Raw genomic sequence first — 18,372 nt, 5'->3', positions numbered from 1 at the left:
GCGTCGTGGTCCTGGAACACGTCGGGCAGGCGCATCGTGCGGATGCGCAGGCCGGCGTCGGTCAGGCCCTCGTCGCTCGCCATGGTCAGCACATGCGCGCCGAGCCCGCCGATCGAACCTTCCTCCACCGTCACGACAACCTCGTGCGAGGCCATCAGCCGGCGGATCAGCGCCACGTCGAGCGGCTTGGCAAAGCGCAGGTCCGCCACCGTGGTCGAGAGCCCCTTGGCATCGAGCTGATCCGCCGCCTTGAGTGCTTCGGTGAGCCGCGTGCCCAGCGAAAGGATCGCCACCTTGCTGCCTTCGCGCACTACGCGGCCCTTGCCGATCTCCAGCCGCTCGGGAACCTCAGGCAGCGGCACGCCCACACCATTGCCGCGCGGGTAGCGGAAGGCGATCGGGCCGCTGTCATGCAAGGCGGCGGTGTGGACCATGTGGACGAGTTCCGCCTCGTCGGCCGCGGCCATCACCACCATGTTGGGCAGTGTCGCGAGGTAGGTCACGTCGAAGGAGCCGGCGTGCGTCGCGCCGTCCGCACCGACCAGCCCGGCGCGGTCGATCGCGAAGCGCACGGGCAGGTTCTGGATCGCCACATCGTGCACGACCTGGTCGTAGGCGCGCTGCAGGAAGGTCGAGTAGATCGCGCAGAACGGGCGCATGCCCTGCGCGGCAAGGCCCGCTGCGAAAGTGACGGCGTGCTGCTCGGCAATGCCGACGTCGAAGTGCCGCTCGGGATAGACCTTGTCGAACTTGTCGAGCCCGGTGCCAGACGGCATCGCCGCGGTGATCGCGCAGACGGCGGGATCGCGCGCGGCCTCGGCCAGCAGCGCCTGGGCGAAGACATTGGTGTAGCTTGGCGGGCCGGCGGCGCTCTTGGCCTGCTCGCCGGTGATCACATCGAACTTCTGCACGCCGTGATACTTGTCCGCCGCGTTCTCGGCCGGGCCGTAGCCCTTGCCTTTCTGCGTCACGACATGGACGAGGCACGGCCCTTCGGCGGCATCGCGCACGTTCTCGAGCACCGGGATCAGCTGGTCGAGGTTGTGCCCGTCGAGCGGGCCGACGTAGTAGAAGCCCAGTTCCTCGAACAGCGTCCCGCCCATCGCCATGCCGCGGGCGAACTCGTCGGTCTTGCGCGCGGCCTTGTGCAGCGGTTCGGGCAGGCGGCGCGAGATCGCCTTGAACATCTCGCGCAGCTCGAGGAACGGCCGCGAGGAGACGAGCCGCGCGAGATAGGCCGAGAGCCCGCCCACCGGCGGCGCGATCGACATGTCGTTATCGTTGAGGATGACGACGAGGCGGTTGCCCGCCTCTGCCGCGTTGTTCATCGCCTCATAGGCCATGCCCGCGCTCATCGCGCCATCACCGATCACCGCGATCGCCTTGCCGGGCTGGTCCTTCAGCTTGTTGGCAATGGCAAAGCCCAGCGCCGCCGAGATCGAGGTGGACGAATGCGCGGTGCCGAAGGGATCGTACTCGCTCTCGGAGCGCTTGGTGAAGCCCGAAAGCCCGCCGCCCTGCCGCAGCGTGCGCATGCGGCTGCGGCGCCCGGTCAGGATCTTGTGCGGATAGGCCTGATGCCCCACGTCCCAGATCAGCCGGTCGCGCGGCGTATCGAACACGTAGTGGATCGCCGTCGTCAGCTCCACCACACCCAGACCCGAGCCCAGATGCCCCCCCGTCTGCCCAACCGAGGCAATCATCTCTGCCCGCAACTCGTCCGCGAGCTGGCGCAATTGCGAAGGTGGAAGCTTGCGAAGGTCGTCTGGCGTATCAACCAGATCAAGCAGCGGCGTATTGTTATCAGATACCATGCCTTGCCAGTTACAGAAGCATGAGCGGCTTGTCGATTGCGCCCGGGCGGGGTTTGTCCACGAAACGTTGCTTGCGGCGAACTCGAGCTGGCCTGCCGAGCGCGGCATCTTCGTTGGAAATGATCACCCGTGAGGCCCGATCGGGGGTATCCACGGGAATCCGGACTTTTGAAGCAGCCTTTCGGCAGGTGTCAGGCCTCAATTTGCCCGGCTATCTGCTGCAGCGTCAGCACGACGAATTCGGCAGGCTTGAGCGGCGCAAAGCCGACGACGATGTTTACGATGCCGAGGTTCCGGTCGTTCTGCGTGGTCGTGTCGGCGTCGCACTTCACGAAGTAGGCGTCCCTGGGGGATTGCCCCTGGAAGGCCCCCTGTCGGAACAGGTTGTTCATGAAGGCGCCCACGTTCAGCCGGATCTGCGCCCAGAGCGATTCGTCATTGGGTTCGAACACCACCCATTTGACGCCGCGATAGAGGCTTTCCTGGATGTAGAGCGCCAGCCGCCTGATCGGGATGTACTTGTATTCGGAGGCGAAGCCGTCGTCGCCGTCCATGGTGCGCGCGCCCCAGTTGACGATGCCGTTGGGAAAGACGCGGATCGTGTTGACGCCCTTGGGGTTCATCACCCCGTTCTCGCCGTCGGTGAAGCGGTACTGGACCCCGGTCACCCCGCGCAGATCGGCCTCGGTACCGGCGGGTGCCTTCCACACCCCGCGCGCGGCATCGATCCGCGCCATCAGGCCCGCAATCGCGCCGCTTGGCCCGACAAACAGGTCCTTGCCCGCCTCGGTGATTCTGAGGTTGGGATAGAATACCGCCGCATGATCCTTGACCAGACCAGAGCGCAGCGTGTCGACGCCAACCGCCGGACCGGCGGCTTGCTGCGCAGTGGTCCAGTCGGACGGCGGATCCATGATCAGGAACGCGCGGCGGCGCTCGCAGAACCGGCTGGCCGGACCCCACAAGGCGCGGGTCGTGGCATCGGAATGATCCGCATCCTTGGGCAGCACGAGCAGATTGAACAGATCGATCTCGCGATCGGCGGTCTCATAGGCGCGCTCGTAGTCGGCCGCGCTGGGTGGCCCGCCGTCGCTCCCCGCGACGGCGCCTGCCTGGAATGCGCCGCCAGCGCCGCCGAGGCTGTAGTACCGGGTGTTCTGGTTGAAGCTCCCGCCAATGTCGGTCCCTGAGGTGGTGACGGAAGCGGACAGCCTGTCGGGTCGGCTGGCGGCCCAGCGCGAGACTTCCGCGCCGCCCTGCGCGGTTCCCAGCATGAGCGCGGCGGCAATGTCGGTTGCGGGGTCGGGACCGGGGAAGATCCTGACGTCGCCCTTTGCCGATGCGATGCGCAGCAGTCTGGTCTTGTGGTTCTTCTCGCCGGTCTGGCCTGAAGGTCCCTTAATCAGAGACGCGGTAACGACCGCCGGGCTGACGCCGGCATTGATAAGCGCGGCAATGGTGGTGCAGATGTTTGTCCGGATCGTCGCGGGGTTCAGCAGCGGTGCGACGGTGAAGTCGAGTTTGCCGAGATCGACGAGCTGCGCCGGTCCGCCATCGACCGAAATGCGGAACTGGAAACTGGTGCGCGACGCCGTCTTGCCGAACAGGGCGATGAGCTCGTTGCGCAGGACTGCATTCGAGGTTGCCGCAAGGGGCCGCCCACTCTGCGAGAAGCCGGGACCACCCGGTGCAGCGCTGGAATCGACCGCGGTGACGAGCCCTGATTGCTGGTTCAGGATTTCGGCCGCATAGCGCGGGCTCGCCGGGTCCATGCTCAGGCCGGCATGGTATTCGCAATCGACCTTGGTCGCTGCGCCGGTGCTGCTTCTGGTCCAGCGGAACACTTCCATGTTGAAGGTCGCCTCGGGATCGTCGGTGCCATAGCTGATGCCAATCCGGATATCGTTGCCCAGCGCGCCCGGGGACCGTGCGGTCAGGTCGAGCGACGGGGCCTTGCTTTCCGTCAGGAGCCGGACCTTGGCCGCCTTGACGGTATTTGCGCCCATCTCGTCGGCAATGCGCGAGACGTAGCACCGGGTTCCGCCGTTCTGGAAAAACAGCCGCACCGCGCGGGCGAGATCGCCGCCGGCATAGTGGCTGGTGAAGGCGCGCTCGAAATCCTCGAAGCTCTGACACAGGATCGGATCATAGAGCGGACCCTTCAGCGCGCGCCCGACAAAGAAGCCGATCGAGGTGCTGACGCCGGTTATCGTCCTGACACCACTGGGAATTTCCTGAACAAAGACGCCGGGATAGTTGAGGTTGTCGGGCATGGCGCGCTACCTTGCAATTCCAGACGGAGCATGCCGCTGCCGGTGCATCCGATGGTCGTGAATCGCCTGATGGCCGGTCGATGGATGCCGGAAAGTCAAGCTGAAGGGCAGGACTGTTGTGTAACCAAGTTCCGATCATTCCGAAAAATCGTAGGTCTATCGCAATAAGCCAAGCTTGTCGCAGAAATCGATCGGTCGGCCGGGCTCGGCCGGCGGCAGAGTTTCTTCGACCAATGATGAACCAAAACATTGAAAATCGTGTTCTTTGTTAACGCCTCAGCGAGGATGCTGCTTGGTGCTTACTCGAACCTGGTCAAGGCAAGAAGATTCCTGCAGTGTGTGTTTCATCCCGATCATCGCACAAGACACGCGCCATATCCACGGATACTCTAGGTTAACTCCGCGCAAACTACACAATACGAACCGCTCGGCTCAAATCGGTCAGCGCCCCTTCCACCTCGCGACAGGACATGTCACATCGCTCGGCGGGAGACAGAGAGCGATGAGCTGGCAAGCCGAAATCGATGAATTGCGCCGCCGCGAGGCCATGGCCGAGAAAATGGGCGGGGCTGACAAAGTCGCGCGGCAGCATGGGCGAGGCAAGCTCGATGCGCGGGCGCGGATTGCGGGCCTTGTCGATGCAGGATCCTTCCGCGAGATCGGCAAGATCGCCGGCAAGGGGCACTACGATGCCGCTGGCGATCTTGCGGACCTCAGCCCATCGAACCTGATCTTTGGCCGCGCCAATATAGAAGGCCGCACGGTGGTGGCTTCCGCCGATGACTTCACCGTGCGCGGCGGCGCGGCCGATGCGGCGATCCATCGCAAGTTCACCCAGTGCGAGAAGATGGCGCACACGCTGGGCATTCCGATCATCCGCATGATCGATGGCACCGGCGGCGGCGGTTCGGTGCGCACGCTGGAGGAGATCGGCGCGACCTATGTGCCGGCGGTCCCCGGCTGGTCGGACGTGATCCGCAACCTTGATACGGTGCCCGTGGTCGCGCTCGCGCTTGGACCTACGGCGGGTCTTGGCGCGGCGCGCGTCGTGGCGAGCCACTATTCACTGATGGTGAAGGGGCTCTCGCAGCTTTTCGCGGCCGGGCCCGCCGTGGTGGAGGCGCTGGGCGAGGCGAGCGACAAGGAAAGCCTGGGCGGCAGCGCGATCCACACCCGCAATGGCGTGGTCGATGACGAAGTGGCGAGCGAGGCCGAAGCGTTCCAGCGCGCGCGCCGTTTCCTGTCCTACCTGCCCAGCCGCGTCGGCCAGCCAGCGCCGCGCATCACGCCGCGCGACCGCGTCGATCGGCGCGAGGAATTCCTGCTGTCCGCTGTCCCGCGCGATCCCAAGCAGGTCTATTCGATGCGCAAGGTGGCCGAAGCCGTGGCCGACAAGGGCAGCGTGTTCGAAATGGGCCGCCAATGGGGCCGCGCCGCGATCACCGCTTTTGCGCGCTTCGACGGCTGGCCGGTGGCGCTGCTGGCGAGCGATCCCTCGTTCCTCGGCGGATCGTGGGAAGCGCGCACGTCCGAAAAGGTCGAGCGTTTCGTGAAGCTGGCCGACCAGTTTCGCCTGCCGATCATCCACCTCGTCGACAATCCGGGCTTCATGATCGGCCTTGCCGCCGAAACCAGCGGCACGATCCGCTACGGCGTGCAGGCGATGAACGCGATCTACCGCGCGAAGGTCCCGCTCGCGTCGGTCATCGTGCGGCGGGCCTATGGTATTGCGGGCAGCGCGATGAGCAATGCGGACGAGTTCCAGTACCGCTTTGCCTGGCCTTCGGGGGACTGGGGCAGCCTGCCGATCGAGGGCGGCATCGAAGTGGCCTACAAGTCGGAGCTTGAGCAGGCCGAAGATCCGGCCGCGCATCTCGCGATGATCCGCGATCGGCTCAACAAGGTGCGCTCACCCTTCCGCACCGCCGAACGCTATGCTGTGGAAGACATCATCGATCCGCGCGACACGCGCCCGCTGCTGTGTGAATTCGCCGAGCTGGCATGGGCCAAACTGGGCGGCTAGCGCACGTCAGCTTAGCTGGTGGGTTGCCGGAGCATGCGGATCGTGTTGTCGCGGTAGTGCTGCATCAGCGTGTGCAGGTTGATCGCGGAGGGATTGGCCAGCCACTGGTAGACAAGGCCGAAGATGAACGCGACCCCTGTGTTCTTGCCGACCTCGATCGAGCAGAACGCGATCTGGATTGCCGCCTGCATCCGCAAGATGGAGCATGAAGGCCACGCGACGTTCTGGCCCAGGGCCGAGGCGGAAGCGGCCCGGACCAGGCAGACCGCCGACATCCACGCCCAGACGCTGATGGCGCAGGGCGACAAGGTCAATTCGTGGATGATGGGCGCCAACCGCGCCGACAAGGGCGCGCGCGTGCTGATCTATTTCGGCGGCGCGAACTTCTACTACGATGCGCTCGACCAGTCGGCGGCGGCGGGCTTCCCGGAGCTTGAATTCCGCTAGGTCACGGTGCGGGGTTGGGTTCCCCGTGGTCGTCGGCATCGATCCAGACCACGTGGGAATCGATCTCGAGCTTGAGGATCGCCCGCAGCGCCGCCATCCGCGCGGCGATCTCCTCGCGCCGGGCATCGCCCGCCTGGCGCTGGGCGAGAAGGACGTCGGCAAGATCGATCGCACCGAGCTTGCCGCCGGCGATGGTGCGTTCGGCAACCGCATTCGCGGCCTCGGCTGACTGCGCCAGCGCCTGCCACCCTGCGAGCCGTGTTTCAGCCAGTGCCCGGTCCGCTGCGGCCATCGCTGCGACCGAACGCTGCACACCGGCGAGGTCCTGCGCGGCGGCGCGGGCATTGGCGGCGGCTTCCTCAGCCTGAAAGCGGCGGTAACCGCCACCGAGCGGCATCGTGGCGACAACGCCGAGCCCGCGCTCCATCCCGCCGCGCTCGCTGAAGGCGCGTATGCCGAACGAGGGATCGGCATGGCGCTCGGCCTGCGCGCGATCGGCGGCGAAGCCTTCGCGGTCGGCCATGGCCTGCGCCGCGCCGATCTCGTGGCTGCGCTCGACGACCAGCTTGGCGAGCGTCTCGAAGCCCATCGGCGGCTCGGCGGGTGCTGTCGGCACGGGGGGCTCCGGGGGCAGGGGAATGCTCGGAAACGTCGCGGCAAGGCGGGCGCGGGCTTCTGCGGCGCGCGCCAAGGCATCGGCGCGCTGGCCGCGGGCACGCGAGAGCGCGGCGCGGGCCTGATCGACATCGAGCGCGGCGGCATCGCGCAGTGCCGCCCGGCGCTCGACCGCGGCCAGCGCGCGTTCGAGGTAGGAAATGTTGGCGGCGTCGCTGGCGGCCAGCGCACCGGCTTCGATCCAATCGAACCACTGCTGTGACAGTGCGAGCGCAGCCTGATGGCGGGCGTCGGCCATCTGGTTCTGGGCAAAGCTGACGCCAGCAGCGCCGGTCTTGCGGTCGAGCCGGGCCTTGCCGGGAAGCCGGAAGGGCCGGGTGACGGTGGCATCAAACTCGGGGTAGCTCCCCTCGCGGTCGACCGCGCGGCGCAGCGCGGTGGCCTGGATCGAGACTTCCTGCGAGCCGCGCGCCAGTGCACCGGCCTGCGCGCGGGCGGCATCGATGCGGGCGGCGGCAGAGAGCACGCCCGGGTAGCTGTCGAGCGCTTCGCTGACGAGCGGCGCGGGCGGCAGGTCCGCGCGCTGGTCAAGCGGGGGCACTTCCTGTGCAAGGGCGAGGCCGGGGAGGAGGATGGCGGCAAGAAGACTCCGGCGGATCATGCGACGCGCCCCCTCTCGAGCACCTGGGTGGTATACCAGCGCACCGCGCCGCTGCGGCGGACGCGGCCGAGCATAGCGAGCGCTTCGGGGACGGCCGCCTCTGACAGCACCAGTTCGATCGCCCGCCGGTCCAGTCGCGCGGTGACTTGCTCGGCCGTGGTCGCATCGGAGAAGTCCAGCCCGAGCACGGCTTCGGCGCGCACATGCACCGGGGACCTGAGCGCCCCGCGCAGCGCTTCGCCGATGGTCTCGGCGTCGGCGGCGGCGCAGTGGAGGGTGAGCAGCACGTCAGCCATTGGCACGTTCCTCGGGGCTTTCGCCAAAGCGTTCGAACAGGATCGGCAGCAGCACGAGCGTCAGCAGGGTGGAACTGACCAGCCCGCCGATAACCACGATGGCGAGCGGCTGCTGGATTTCTGAGCCGGGCCCGGTGGCAAAGAGCAGCGGCACAAGCCCGAAGGCGGTGATGCTGGCGGTCATCAGCACCGGGCGCAGGCGGCGCTCGGCACCGAGACGGACCGCTTCGGCCATCGGCGTTCCTTCGGCGCGCAGCTGGCGGAAGTAGGAAACGAGGACGAGCCCGTTGAGCACCGCGATACCCAGTAGTGCGATGAAGCCGACCGAGGCGGGCACGGAGAGGTACTGCCCTGCGGCCCAGAGCGCGACGATGCCGCCGACCATCGCAAAGGGAATGTTGACGAGGATCAGCAGCGCCGCGCGCAGCGAGCGCAGCGTGGCAAGCAGGACGAAGAAGATCAGCAGCAGCGCCGCCGGAACCACGAGCGAGAGCCGGGCGGCGGCGCGCTGCTGGTTCTCGAACTGCCCGCCCCACACCACACGGTATCCCGCTGGCATCGGCACTTTGGCCAGCACGGCAGCCTTGGCGTCCTCGACATAGCCGACGAGATCGCGGCCTGAGACGAACGCCTGCGCCAAGGCATAGCGCGAGCCGTTCTCGTGGTCGATCTTGACCGGGCCGGCGACCGGGCGAACGCGGGCGACATCGCTCAGCCGCACGGTCTGTCCATCTGCACCGCGCAGCAGTACGTCTCCGAAGGCGGCGGGATTGGCTTGCACCGTCTCGCTGCCGCGCATCACGATGGGGATGCGGCGGTTCCCCTCCGCCACCACGCCCGCGCGCACGCCTTCAAGCTGCCCGCGCAGGGTATCCTCGATCATGTCGATCGAGAGCCCGGCGCGTCCGGCGGCGAGGCGGTCGATATCGATCTGCAGATAATCGACCCGGTCGTTGGCGACGGTCATCACTTCGGTCGCGCCGCGGGTTGCCTTGAGGATGGCCTCGACTTGACCGGCGAGCTTGCCTAGTGTCGCGCCATCGGGGCCGAAGATCTTGACCGCGAGGTCCCCGCGCGAGCCGGTGAGCATCTCGGAGACGCGCATCTCGATAGGCTGGGTGAAGCTTGCATCGATGCCGGGGAGCAGCGCCATGGCACGGCGCATGTCCTCGATGATCGTGTCCTTGCTGCCGCGCCAATCGGACTGGGGCTTCAGCGTGATGAAAGTGTCGGTCTCGTTGAGGCCCATCGGATCGAGGCCGAGTTCGTCTGCGCCGACGCGCGAGATCACGCGGTCCACTTCGGACACTTTGGCTTTCAGGATGCGCTGCGCGGCAAGGTCTCCGGCGACCGAGTGGGAGAGGCCGATCGAGGGGCTCTTGACCAGCTGGACGATGACGCTGCCTTCATCCATCTGCGGCATGAAGGTCTTGCCCACTGCGCCATAGGCGACGACGGCGGCGGCAAGGCCGATTGCGGCTGCGCCATAGACGAGCTTCGGTCGCGCGAAGGCGGCGGAGAGGAGCGCGCGGTAACGCGGCGCGAGCCAGCGCATGAGCCACGGTTCACCATGCGCGCCGGACTTCAGGCCCAGCGAGGCGAGCACCGGCACGAGCGTCAGCGCGAGCAGCAGCGCGGCAACGAGCGCAAAGATGATGGTGAGCGCGACCGGCGCGAACAGCTTGCCTTCAAGGCCTTCGAGCGAGACCAGCGGCAGGAACACGAGCGCGATGATGAGGAGGCCAGCCGAGACGGGCACGATCACGTCGCTGGTAGCGCGGAACACGTGATGGAGGCGCGGGGCCTGCTCATCGCCGTGCGCCTGGGCGAGCCGTTCGACCACGTTCTCTACCACGACCACGGCGCCATCGACCAGCATGCCGATGGCAATGGCAAGGCCGCCAAGGCTCATGAGATTGGCCGTGAGGCCCCAGCCGCGCATCAGGATGAAGCAGATCAGCGCCGCCATCGGCAGGGTGGTCGCCACAATCGCGGCGGCGCGCCAATCGCCGAGGAAGACCACCAGCAGCACCACGACGAGAAGGGTCGCTTCGAGCAGCGCTTCCTCCACCGTGCCAACCGCGCGGTCGATCAGGTCCGAGCGGTCGTAGAAGGTGGTGATCTTCATGCCCGGCGGCAGGCTGTGCTGCAGTTCGGTGAGGCGGGCCTTCACGCCGGTAACGACCTTGCGCGCATCCGCACCGCGCAGGGCGATGACAAGGCCCTCGACGGTCTCGCCATGCCCATCCGCGCTGACCGCGCCGTAGCGGGTCAGGCTGCCGTTGCTGACAGTTGCCACGTCGCCGAGCCGCAGCACACGTCCGCCCTGCGCATGGAGCACGAGGGCGCGCAGATCGTCCAGCGTGCGGATCGCACCCACCGCGCGCACTATCAGCGCGTTTTCGCCATTGGCGAGGCGTCCGGCGCCATCGTTGCGGTTGCCGGCTTCGACTGCCGCCTTCACATCGGCCATTGTGAGCCCGGCGGCACCGAGCGCCAGCGGATCGGGCCGCACCTCGAACGTGCGGACATAGCCGCCCAGTGCATTGACGTCGGCCACGCCCGGCACCGTCCGCAGCGCCGGGCGGATCGTCCAGTCAAGCGCCGTGCGCCGGGCTTCGAGGCTTTGCGGGCCGTCGATGGTGAACATGAAGAGTTCGGACAGCGGCGTGGAGATCGGGGCGAGCCCGCCGCTGACGCCGCCCGGCAGATCGCCCATCACGCCCGCCAGCCGCTCGCTCACCTGCTGGCGCGCCCAGTAGATGTCGGTGCCTTCGATGAAATCGATGGTGATGTCGGCAATGGCATACTTGGCGGTGGCGCGCAGCACGGCTTGCTTGGGCAGGCCCAGCATATCCTGCTCGATCGGGGCGAGGATGCGCGTCTCGACTTCGTCCGGCGTCATGCCGGGCGCCTTGAGGATGATCTTCACCTGCGTCGGCGCGATATCCGGGTAGGCATCGATGGGGAGGTTGACGAAAGTCCAGCCGCCGATCCCCGCCACAACGAGCGCGGCGGCCAGCACGAGCATGCGGAAGGACAGCGCCTTGGCAAGAAGTTCGCGGAGCATGATCCGGGCGCGGTCAGTTGGCGCCGGCGAGCGTTGAGAGCTCGCTCACCCCGCTCGCTGCGACGCGTTCGCCGAGGGCGAGGCCCTTGAGGACTACCGCGCTGTCGCCCGATTGGCCGCCGACGGTGACAGGTCGCACCCGAACGCCGCCGCGCACCGCGACGAAGACGACCTTGGCGCCGTTGACCTCGCCTAGCGCGGCAGCGGGAATGCGCACCGCGCCGGCAGGGGCCTGACCCTCGATGCCGATCGACGTGGCGCTGCCCGCTGCCGCGCTTCCGGCGGGGATCGTGGCGGTCACCGTGGCGGACCGCGTGGCGGGATCGAGCGATTGGCCCACCGCCGTCACCGTGCCCGAAACCGTTCCGATGCGCACCGCCATGCCGGGTTTCACCGCCGCGAGCAGCCGCTCGGGCAGCTGTGCCGTCACTTGCAACGGGCCGCCGCCATCAATCACGAAAGGCGCCATGGCCGGATCGACGGCCTTGCCGGTCTCCGCGCTCATCGCGCTGATGCGGCCGCTGATCGGAGCCGTCAGCGTATAGCCCGAGCCGCCCGCGCGTCCGCCCGGAACGAGGCCGATCAACCGGCCCTGTTCGCCCACATCGATATCGGCCTGCCGCGCCAGCGAGGCGGCTTCATCGGCGCGGGCCGGGGCGATGATCCCTTCACGTGCCAGTTGCCCGAGCCGTGCCGCCTGCGCGCGGGCCACGCTCTGACGGGCGCGGGCGCGGGCGAGTTCGGCGGTCAGGCCCACCATGTCGCGGCTGGCGACGGTGGCGAGCGGCTGGCCTGCGGTCACGTCCTGTCCACCCACCACGAAGATGCGGGTGATCACGCCGGGAAACTGCGCGGCAACGGCCACGCGCGCATTGGGCTGGGGCATGATCTGTGCGGGCAGTTCGGCCACCGGCAGCGTCTGCGCGGGAGATGCAACCGCAAGTGTGAGGCCCAGCGCATGCATCTGTTCGGTGGACAGGGCGATCATCCCGTCCTTGGCCGCTCCGGGCGCGGGATTGGTGGCAGCCGTCGCTGCTTCCGGAGCGTGCGAGGTCATCCACCACCAGCCACCGCCCGCGAGCAGCACAGCGGCGGCGCCGCCAAGGATCCAGGAATTCTGCTTCATGAGATTGGCCCTAGTCCGGGAAGCTGACGTCAGTCTGACGAGGTTGCGGGTGGAAACCGCAGGCGCAGTTCGCGCGCCGCAGCGCCCGTTTCCAATGTGCCGTCATGGGCGCGCATGATCCGCTCGACAATCGCAAGGCCGAGCCCGGCGCCATCGCGGCTGGCATGATCGGCGCGGCGGTGGCGCTGGGTCAGGATCGTCAGCTGTTCGGCCGAGAGTCCCGGCCCCTCATCGCGCACCGCGAGGAGGCCGCCAGCGCGGGTTTGCACCGTCACGCAGCCCCCGGCGGGGCTTGCCCGCAGCGCGTTCTCGATCAGGTTGCGCAGCGCTGCGCCAATCGCCTCGCGCCGCCCCGTCACCATGACGGGACCATCCGCCTCGAGCGCAAGCCGCAGTCCCCGGTCGAGCGCGATCGGCGCCAGCTGGGCAATCACGTCCTCTGCCACATCGCCAAGGTCGACCGGGGCGGGCGCGATCTGCGCTGCATGATCTGCATCGATCTGCGCCAGCAGCATCAGCTGGTCGATCAGCCTGCGCATCCGCGCAACATCACCGCGCATGCGCTCGGCATCCGGATGATCGAGCCGGTCCAGCTCGAGCGAGAGCAGGGTGAGGGGTGTGCGCAGCTCATGCGCGATATCGGCGGCAAAGGCCTCGTGCAGTTCAGCCGCACCATCGATCCGGCCGAGCACGCGGTTGATCGCATCGGCAAACGGGCGGGCCTCGATGGGGAAGTCGGTGGTATCGACCCGCACGCCGCGGATTTCCCCGGCGCGGGCATCGATTTTCGCGGCGGCGTCGATCAGTGGACGTACGCCGCTCTTGATCGCCCAGCGCCCTGCCAGCGCCATCGGCAGGATCAGCACCGCCATCGGCAGCAGCACGTGTTCGCTCAGTTCGTGGATGGCACGGACGAATGCGTCATGGTCACCCAGATTGCTGAACGAGATGCGGTACTCGATGCCGATCACGATCAACAGCAGCAGCGCGCCCAGCCCGCCGACCCACGCAAGGCTGGCCGTCAGCCGCCGGATGATCGAAGGCGCCCGCCTCATGCGCCGCGCGCCCGCGCCATGTAGCCCACGCCCCGGATCGTGTGGAGTTCAAGCGCCGCCTCGGCATCCTCCAGCTTGCGGCGCAGGCGCGAGATGTTCGCCTCGACCGCGTTGGGGGTGACGGCTTCGTCGAAGGTGTAGAGGCTGCTTTCGATCACCGCGCGGCGCACCACTTGCCCGGCGCGGCGCAGCAGCAGTTCGATGAGCGCAACCTCGCGGCGGGTGAGGTCGAGCGGCTGGCCCTCGACCGTCACTTGCTGGCTCGCCGGATCGAATGCCACGTTGCCAAGGGCCAGCACCGCATCCTGCCGCCCGCCGGGCCGTCTTAGCAAGGCGCGCAGCCGGGCGGCCAGCTCGCTCATCGCAAAGGGCTTGGGAAGATAGTCGTCGGCGCCTGCATCAAGGCCCCTGATGCGGTCCTCTAGCGCATCGCGCGCGGTCAGCACAAGGATCGGCGGGCGCGGCCCGTGGTGCGCGCGCATCCAGTCGACGCCGTCGCCATCCGGCAGGCCAAGATCGAGCACGATGCCGTCGAAAGGGTTGGCGGCGAGGGCATCTTCCGCCGCCGCCAGCGTATGGACCGCATCGCAGACATGGCCCTGCGCGCCGAGGCCATCGGCGATCAGGCCGGCCAGCCGTTCGTTGTCCTCGATGATCAGAACCCGCGCCATCGCACTTTGCTTTCAACAGAGGGTGGCCAATAGCAAGCGAGCCTGACGGGAGGCTGACGGGCTTGCCCTGCTGCGTCCGCGTCTCTCAGGGCTCGGTCGGTGAGGTTGTCCAGCCCAGTGCGGGGATCGTGATCGAGCGGCGGCCCGAAAGGTCGGTCCGCGCCACGATGATGTCGCGCTCTTCCATATAGCTCAGCACGCGGCGTGCCCGGCCCAGCGAACTGGTGCCATAGACCAGCGCCAGGTCCTGATCGCTGGGGCAGGGGCGGTTTTCGCTTGCTGCCCGCGCGATGAGGAGGAAAGCGCCCAGCATGTCATCGGGCACACGGCGTCCGGCTTCGAGGGCAGGCGCCCATTCGTCCTCCAGCCCTTCGAAGATGCCCGCCCGCGCGGCAGCGAGGCGGCGGGTGAAGCCGGCGAGATCAAGCGGCGCCTGCCGCAGCCCATGCATCCGGCAGCGCACCTGAAAGTCCTGGAACAGCACGGCGGTCGTCTTGCCGGTGGCTTCCTCGTCCGAGACGATGGCGCGCAGGGCCGCGACCATGACCGGCTCGGCATCCACCGGTTCGGGCGGATCTTCGGCAACCGGTGCGATGGGCAGACGCGCCAGTTCTTCCAGCACCAGCGTCGCCGGCTGGGGACGCGGCGTCGGGACCGGCTGCGGTTGCGGGGCATCATCCATGCCGGCGAGCAGGAACTCGCGCATATCCGGCGCGGGGGCATCGGGCAGCGGCACCAGCACCGGGCTGCTGCTGCGCGCAGAGGTCTCGACAGGTCCGATCTTCAGCATGACTGGGCGCCGCGCGATGGCGGGACCAAGGCCGAGGAAGGTGCCGCGCGCCAGATCGCGGATGGATTCGGCCTGTCGCCGCTCCATCCCGAGGAGATCGGCGGCGCGCGCCATATCGATATCGAGGAAGGTGCGGCCCATCAGGAAGTTGCTCGCTTCCGCCGCCACGTTCTTCGAAAGCTTGGCAAGGCGCTGGGTGGCGATGATCCCGGCCAGCCCGCGCTTGCGCCCGCGCGACATCAGGTTGGTCATCGCCCCGAGCGAGGCGCGGCGGACTTCCTCGCTCACTTCCGCACCAGCGGCGGGCGCGAAGATCTGTGCTTCGTCCACCACCACAAGCGCGGGGAACCAGTGTTCACGCGGGGCATCGAACAGGCCCATGAGGAAGGCGGCAGCGCAGCGCATCTGGCCTTCCATCTCCAGCCCTTCGAGGCTGAGCACGACGGAAGTGCGGTGCTCGCGGCAGCGCCGGGCGAAGTGGGTGATCTCGGGGATCGAATAGTCGATCGCCTCGATCGAAACGTGGCCATAAGGGCCCGAAAGCGTGACGAAATCGCCTTCCGGATCGATGATCACCTGCTGGACTTGCCCGGCGCTTTTCTCCAGCATCCGGCGCAGCAGATGCGACTTGCCCGAGCCGGAATTGCCCTGGACGAGCAGGCGCGTCGCCAGAAGCTCTTCCAGATCGACCAGTGCCGCACCCCCGGCACTGTCGAATCCCATGTCTACCTTCAGAGTCATCCCGCGCCGCATGGCCCGTTTGCGAGGCTGTCGGCAAGACCCGGACGCAGGCTAAGGCGGTGATAACGGCAAGCGCGCCCCATCAAATGCTGGGGGCCTTGTCTGTCCGCATTGTCAAACGGCGGCGGCCCCTGCAATTGGGGGCAAATACCCGCAGGCCAAGCGGGTTAAGCAGGAGAGCGCGTCAGTGAACAGGGCGGTCAGTCTGGGGCAGGCCTTGCGGCGTGCGGTGCATCTGCGCGGTGAGGGCGTTGCCGTGATCGATGGCGCCAGGTCGTTCACATGGAGCGGTTTTGCCGATCGGGTCGCACGGCTCGCGGGTGCCTTTCGATCGCTCGGGCTGACGACCGGTGGCCGCGTCGTCCTGCTCTCGCTCAACAGTCACCACTCGCTCGAATGCTTCTTCGCCGCGATCCACGCGGGCGGCGCGATCACCCCGCTCAACCACCGGCTGGCGCTGGGCGAGCTGTGCGATCAGGTGGCCGACTGCAAACCGGACGTGATCGTGCTTGGCGATGACTTTGCCGATCTGCGCGATGATCTGCGGGCTGCGGCTGGCAGTGATGTGTGCATGCTCCTTGCGGGGGAGGGCGATCTACCCGCAGGAATGCGCCGTCTCGAAGACCTCATCGAGGAGACCGATCCGCTGCCCGATCAGGGGCGCTGCGGTGATGACCTTGCCGTGCTTATGTACACCAGCGGCACGACCAGCGCGGCAAAGGGCGTCATGCTCAGCCATGCCAATTTCGTGGCCAACACCGCGAACACGTATGGCGAACTCGGGCTCGGTCCCGATATCGTCCATCTCCATCACGGCCCGCTGTTCCATGTCGCGGCGGCCGCCCGCGTGTTTTCCGTGACGCATGCGGCGGGCACGCATGTTCTCCTCCCGCGTTTCGTGGCAAGTGAAGTCATCGCAGCCATCGCGTGGACGGGGGTTACCCACGCCACCTTTGTGCCGACAATGCTGCGCGCGATGCTCGATGATCCGGCGCTGATCGAAGCGGACCTCTCGTCGCTCCGTGTGCTGTCCTACGGGTCCGCACCGATGCCCGAAGCGCTGCTCAGGGAAATCATGGCGGCGCTGCCGAATGTCGGCTTTCTCCAGTCCTACGGCATGACCGAGCTTTCGCCGGTGGTGACCATCCTTGATTGCCATGATCATCTGCCCGAGCATTGGGCAAGCGGCCGCCTGCGTTCAGCGGGAAGGCCCGTGATGTTCGCCGAAGTGGGGATTGTCGATGCTCAGGACCGGCTGCTTCCCCCCGGGGAGGCCGGCGAGATCGTTGCGCGCGGGCCGAACGTGATGCTGGGCTATTGGAACCGCCCCGAACTCACCGCCGAGGCGCTGCGCGGCGGCTGGATGCACACCGGCGATATCGGCTACTTCGACGATGAGGGCTATCTCTTCGTGATCGACCGGCTCAAGGACATGATCATTTCCGGCGGCGAGAACGTCTATTCGCTTGAAGTCGAGAATGCGCTGTCCGCGCACCCGGCGGTTTCGCAATGCGCCGTGTTCGGCCGCCCGCATGAGCACTGGGGCGAGGCGGTTCATGCCGTCGCCACCCTCAAGCCGGGCACAGCAGCGACGGAGCGCGAGCTTATCGAGCATTGCCGCGGGATTCTCGCGCACTACAAATGCCCGCGCACGCTGGAAATCCGCGAACAGCCGATGCCGCTGAGCGGCGCCAACAAGATTTCCAAGGCCGCGCTGAAGGAAGAGCTCAGAGCGCGGGAGGGTGCAGGACAGCACTGACCGGATCTGTCCCAAAAATGCGAGTTGCCGCGCTGCCCGCCGGGCGTCAGCCTTGGTGCAAAGCAAAAGGGAAGAGGCGCGCCGGCAACCATGATCGATCCATACGTCTACGTCGTGATCGTCAGTGCGCTGGCGCTGCTGGCCTACTATTTCACGCTGCTGATGGCGGGGCTGGCGCGCGGGCGCTTCAAGATCCCGGTGCCCTCGCACAGCGGCCCGGAAGAATACGAGCGCTATGTCCGCGCGCACCAGAACACGCTGGAGCACCTCGTGCTGTTCCTGCCCGGCATGTGGCTCTTCGCCTATGTGGTGAGCCCCTTGTGGGCCGCCGGGATTGGCGCGATCTGGCCGTTCATGCGCGTGCTCTACGCGCGCGGTTATCACAAGGCGGCTCAGAAGCGGCTGATCCCGCTCTATATCTCTATGCCGCCGATCTACACATTCGTGCTCGGCTCGCTGATCGGCGGGATCGTTCGCGTGGCGCAAGGAGCCTGAGGCATGGTTGACTATGATCTGGTGATCCGGGGCGGTACGATTGCCGATGGCAGCGGCGGCGATCTGATCGAAGGCGATCTGGCTATCAGCGGCGGACGCATCGCCGCTATCGGCAAGTTCAGCGGGCGCGGCGCTGAGGAGATCGAGGCCAAGGGGCGCATCGTCACTCCCGGCTTCATCGACGTTCATACCCATTACGATGGCCAGTGCATCTGGGCCGAGGAGCTTTCGCCGTCCTCCGCGCACGGGGTGACGGCAGCGGTGATGGGCAATTGTGGTGTCGGCTTCGCACCCTGCCGCAAGGCCGATCACGACATGCTGATCAACGTGATGGAAGGCGTGGAGGATATCCCCGGCGTGGTGATGACCGAGGGCCTTTCGTGGGATTGGGAGACCTTCCCCGAATACCTCGACAAAGTCGCTGCACAGAAGCGCGATATCGATGTAGCCGCCTATCTCCCGCATTCGCCCTTGCGCGTCTATGCGATGGGCGAGCGGGGCGCGGCGCGCGAGGCGGCGACCGAGCAGGACCTTGC

The 18,372-nt window shown here is 67.2% G+C and carries 15 protein-coding genes; 5 read left to right on the top strand and 10 right to left on the bottom strand.

Translation table 11 applies throughout. The annotated features are described in order from the left end of the window. Both dxs and K5Q19_RS14090 read right to left on the bottom strand, forming a co-directional pair. A partial coding sequence (dxs, locus tag K5Q19_RS14095) for a 1-deoxy-D-xylulose-5-phosphate synthase (protein WP_292946263.1) occupies nucleotides 1–1,814 on the bottom strand: 1,814 nt, incomplete at its 3' end. 191 nt (nucleotides 1,815–2,005) lie between these two features. Beyond that, the gene (locus tag K5Q19_RS14090; protein ID WP_292946261.1) at nucleotides 2,006–4,087 is read right to left on the bottom strand and encodes a phage tail sheath subtilisin-like domain-containing protein; all 2,082 of its coding nucleotides are present in this window, start codon (nucleotides 4,085–4,087) and stop codon (nucleotides 2,006–2,008) included. A gap of 502 nt (nucleotides 4,088–4,589) precedes the next feature. On the opposite strand from K5Q19_RS14090, the gene K5Q19_RS14085 reads away from it, so the two are divergent. Further along, nucleotides 4,590–6,110: a carboxyl transferase domain-containing protein gene (locus K5Q19_RS14085; RefSeq protein ID WP_292946259.1), complete on the top strand. Its 1,521-nt coding sequence runs from the start codon at nucleotides 4,590–4,592 to the stop codon at nucleotides 6,108–6,110. An 11-nt stretch (nucleotides 6,111–6,121) separates the two neighbouring features. Here K5Q19_RS14085 and K5Q19_RS14080 read toward each other — a convergent pair whose 3' ends face one another. Continuing rightward, a complete protein-coding gene (locus K5Q19_RS14080; RefSeq protein WP_292946258.1) occupies nucleotides 6,122–6,301 on the bottom strand; it encodes a hypothetical protein in 180 nt (59 codons plus the stop codon). Nucleotides 6,302–6,308: 7 nt separating this feature from the next. Between K5Q19_RS14080 and K5Q19_RS14075 the strand changes: the two genes are divergently transcribed. After that, complete coding sequence (locus K5Q19_RS14075; protein WP_292946257.1) at nucleotides 6,309–6,557, top strand: hypothetical protein; 249 nt, start codon at nucleotides 6,309–6,311, stop codon at nucleotides 6,555–6,557. 1 nt (nucleotide 6,558) lies between these two features. Here K5Q19_RS14075 and K5Q19_RS14070 read toward each other — a convergent pair whose 3' ends face one another. The 7 genes from K5Q19_RS14070 to K5Q19_RS14040 form a co-directional block, all read right to left on the bottom strand. Further along, nucleotides 6,559–7,833 (bottom strand): TolC family protein, encoded by a 1,275-nt coding sequence (locus K5Q19_RS14070; RefSeq protein ID WP_292946256.1) that lies wholly within the window; start codon nucleotides 7,831–7,833, stop codon nucleotides 6,559–6,561. Further along, on the bottom strand, nucleotides 7,830–8,129 hold the full coding sequence (locus K5Q19_RS14065) for a DUF3240 family protein (RefSeq protein ID WP_292946265.1): 300 nt from the start codon (nucleotides 8,127–8,129) through the stop codon (nucleotides 7,830–7,832). Before K5Q19_RS14065 ends, K5Q19_RS14070 begins: the two co-directional genes overlap by 4 nt. Continuing rightward, entirely contained in the window at nucleotides 8,122–11,199 is a 3,078-nt protein-coding gene (locus K5Q19_RS14060) for a CusA/CzcA family heavy metal efflux RND transporter (protein ID WP_292946255.1), read from the bottom strand. The genes K5Q19_RS14065 and K5Q19_RS14060 overlap by 8 nt, the downstream gene beginning before the upstream one ends. 13 nt (nucleotides 11,200–11,212) lie before the next feature. Then, nucleotides 11,213–12,325, bottom strand: coding sequence for an efflux RND transporter periplasmic adaptor subunit (locus K5Q19_RS14055; protein ID WP_292946254.1), 1,113 nt, complete (start codon nucleotides 12,323–12,325; stop codon nucleotides 11,213–11,215). Nucleotides 12,326–12,354: 29 nt separating this feature from the next. Next, nucleotides 12,355–13,380, bottom strand: a complete 1,026-nt coding sequence (locus tag K5Q19_RS14050; RefSeq protein WP_292946253.1) for a HAMP domain-containing sensor histidine kinase — start codon at nucleotides 13,378–13,380, stop codon at nucleotides 12,355–12,357. Then, nucleotides 13,377–14,051, bottom strand: a complete 675-nt coding sequence (locus K5Q19_RS14045; protein WP_292946252.1) for a response regulator transcription factor — start codon at nucleotides 14,049–14,051, stop codon at nucleotides 13,377–13,379. The genes K5Q19_RS14050 and K5Q19_RS14045 overlap by 4 nt, the downstream gene beginning before the upstream one ends. A gap of 85 nt (nucleotides 14,052–14,136) precedes the next feature. Continuing rightward, nucleotides 14,137–15,582: a DUF87 domain-containing protein gene (locus tag K5Q19_RS14040; protein ID WP_292946251.1), complete on the bottom strand. Its 1,446-nt coding sequence runs from the start codon at nucleotides 15,580–15,582 to the stop codon at nucleotides 14,137–14,139. A gap of 187 nt (nucleotides 15,583–15,769) precedes the next feature. On the opposite strand from K5Q19_RS14040, the gene K5Q19_RS14035 reads away from it, so the two are divergent. The 3 genes from K5Q19_RS14035 to K5Q19_RS14025 form a co-directional block, all read left to right on the top strand. After that, on the top strand, nucleotides 15,770–17,341 hold the full coding sequence (locus K5Q19_RS14035) for a long-chain fatty acid--CoA ligase (protein ID WP_292946250.1): 1,572 nt from the start codon (nucleotides 15,770–15,772) through the stop codon (nucleotides 17,339–17,341). Nucleotides 17,342–17,431: 90 nt separating this feature from the next. Then, nucleotides 17,432–17,836 carry an MAPEG family protein gene (locus K5Q19_RS14030; RefSeq protein WP_292946249.1) on the top strand — a complete coding sequence of 135 codons (405 nt, stop codon included), beginning with the start codon at nucleotides 17,432–17,434 and terminating at the stop codon, nucleotides 17,834–17,836. A 3-nt stretch (nucleotides 17,837–17,839) separates the two neighbouring features. Then, on the top strand, nucleotides 17,840–18,372 hold a 533-nt coding region (locus K5Q19_RS14025; protein ID WP_292946248.1), incomplete at its 3' end, for an amidohydrolase family protein.

It is taken from the genome of Novosphingobium sp. (assembly GCF_019748365.1).
Taxonomy (GTDB): Bacteria; Pseudomonadota; Alphaproteobacteria; order Sphingomonadales; family Sphingomonadaceae; genus Novosphingobium.
The sequence above is the reverse complement of the archived record's forward strand: the minus strand, read 5'-3'. Positions and strand labels throughout refer to the sequence as shown.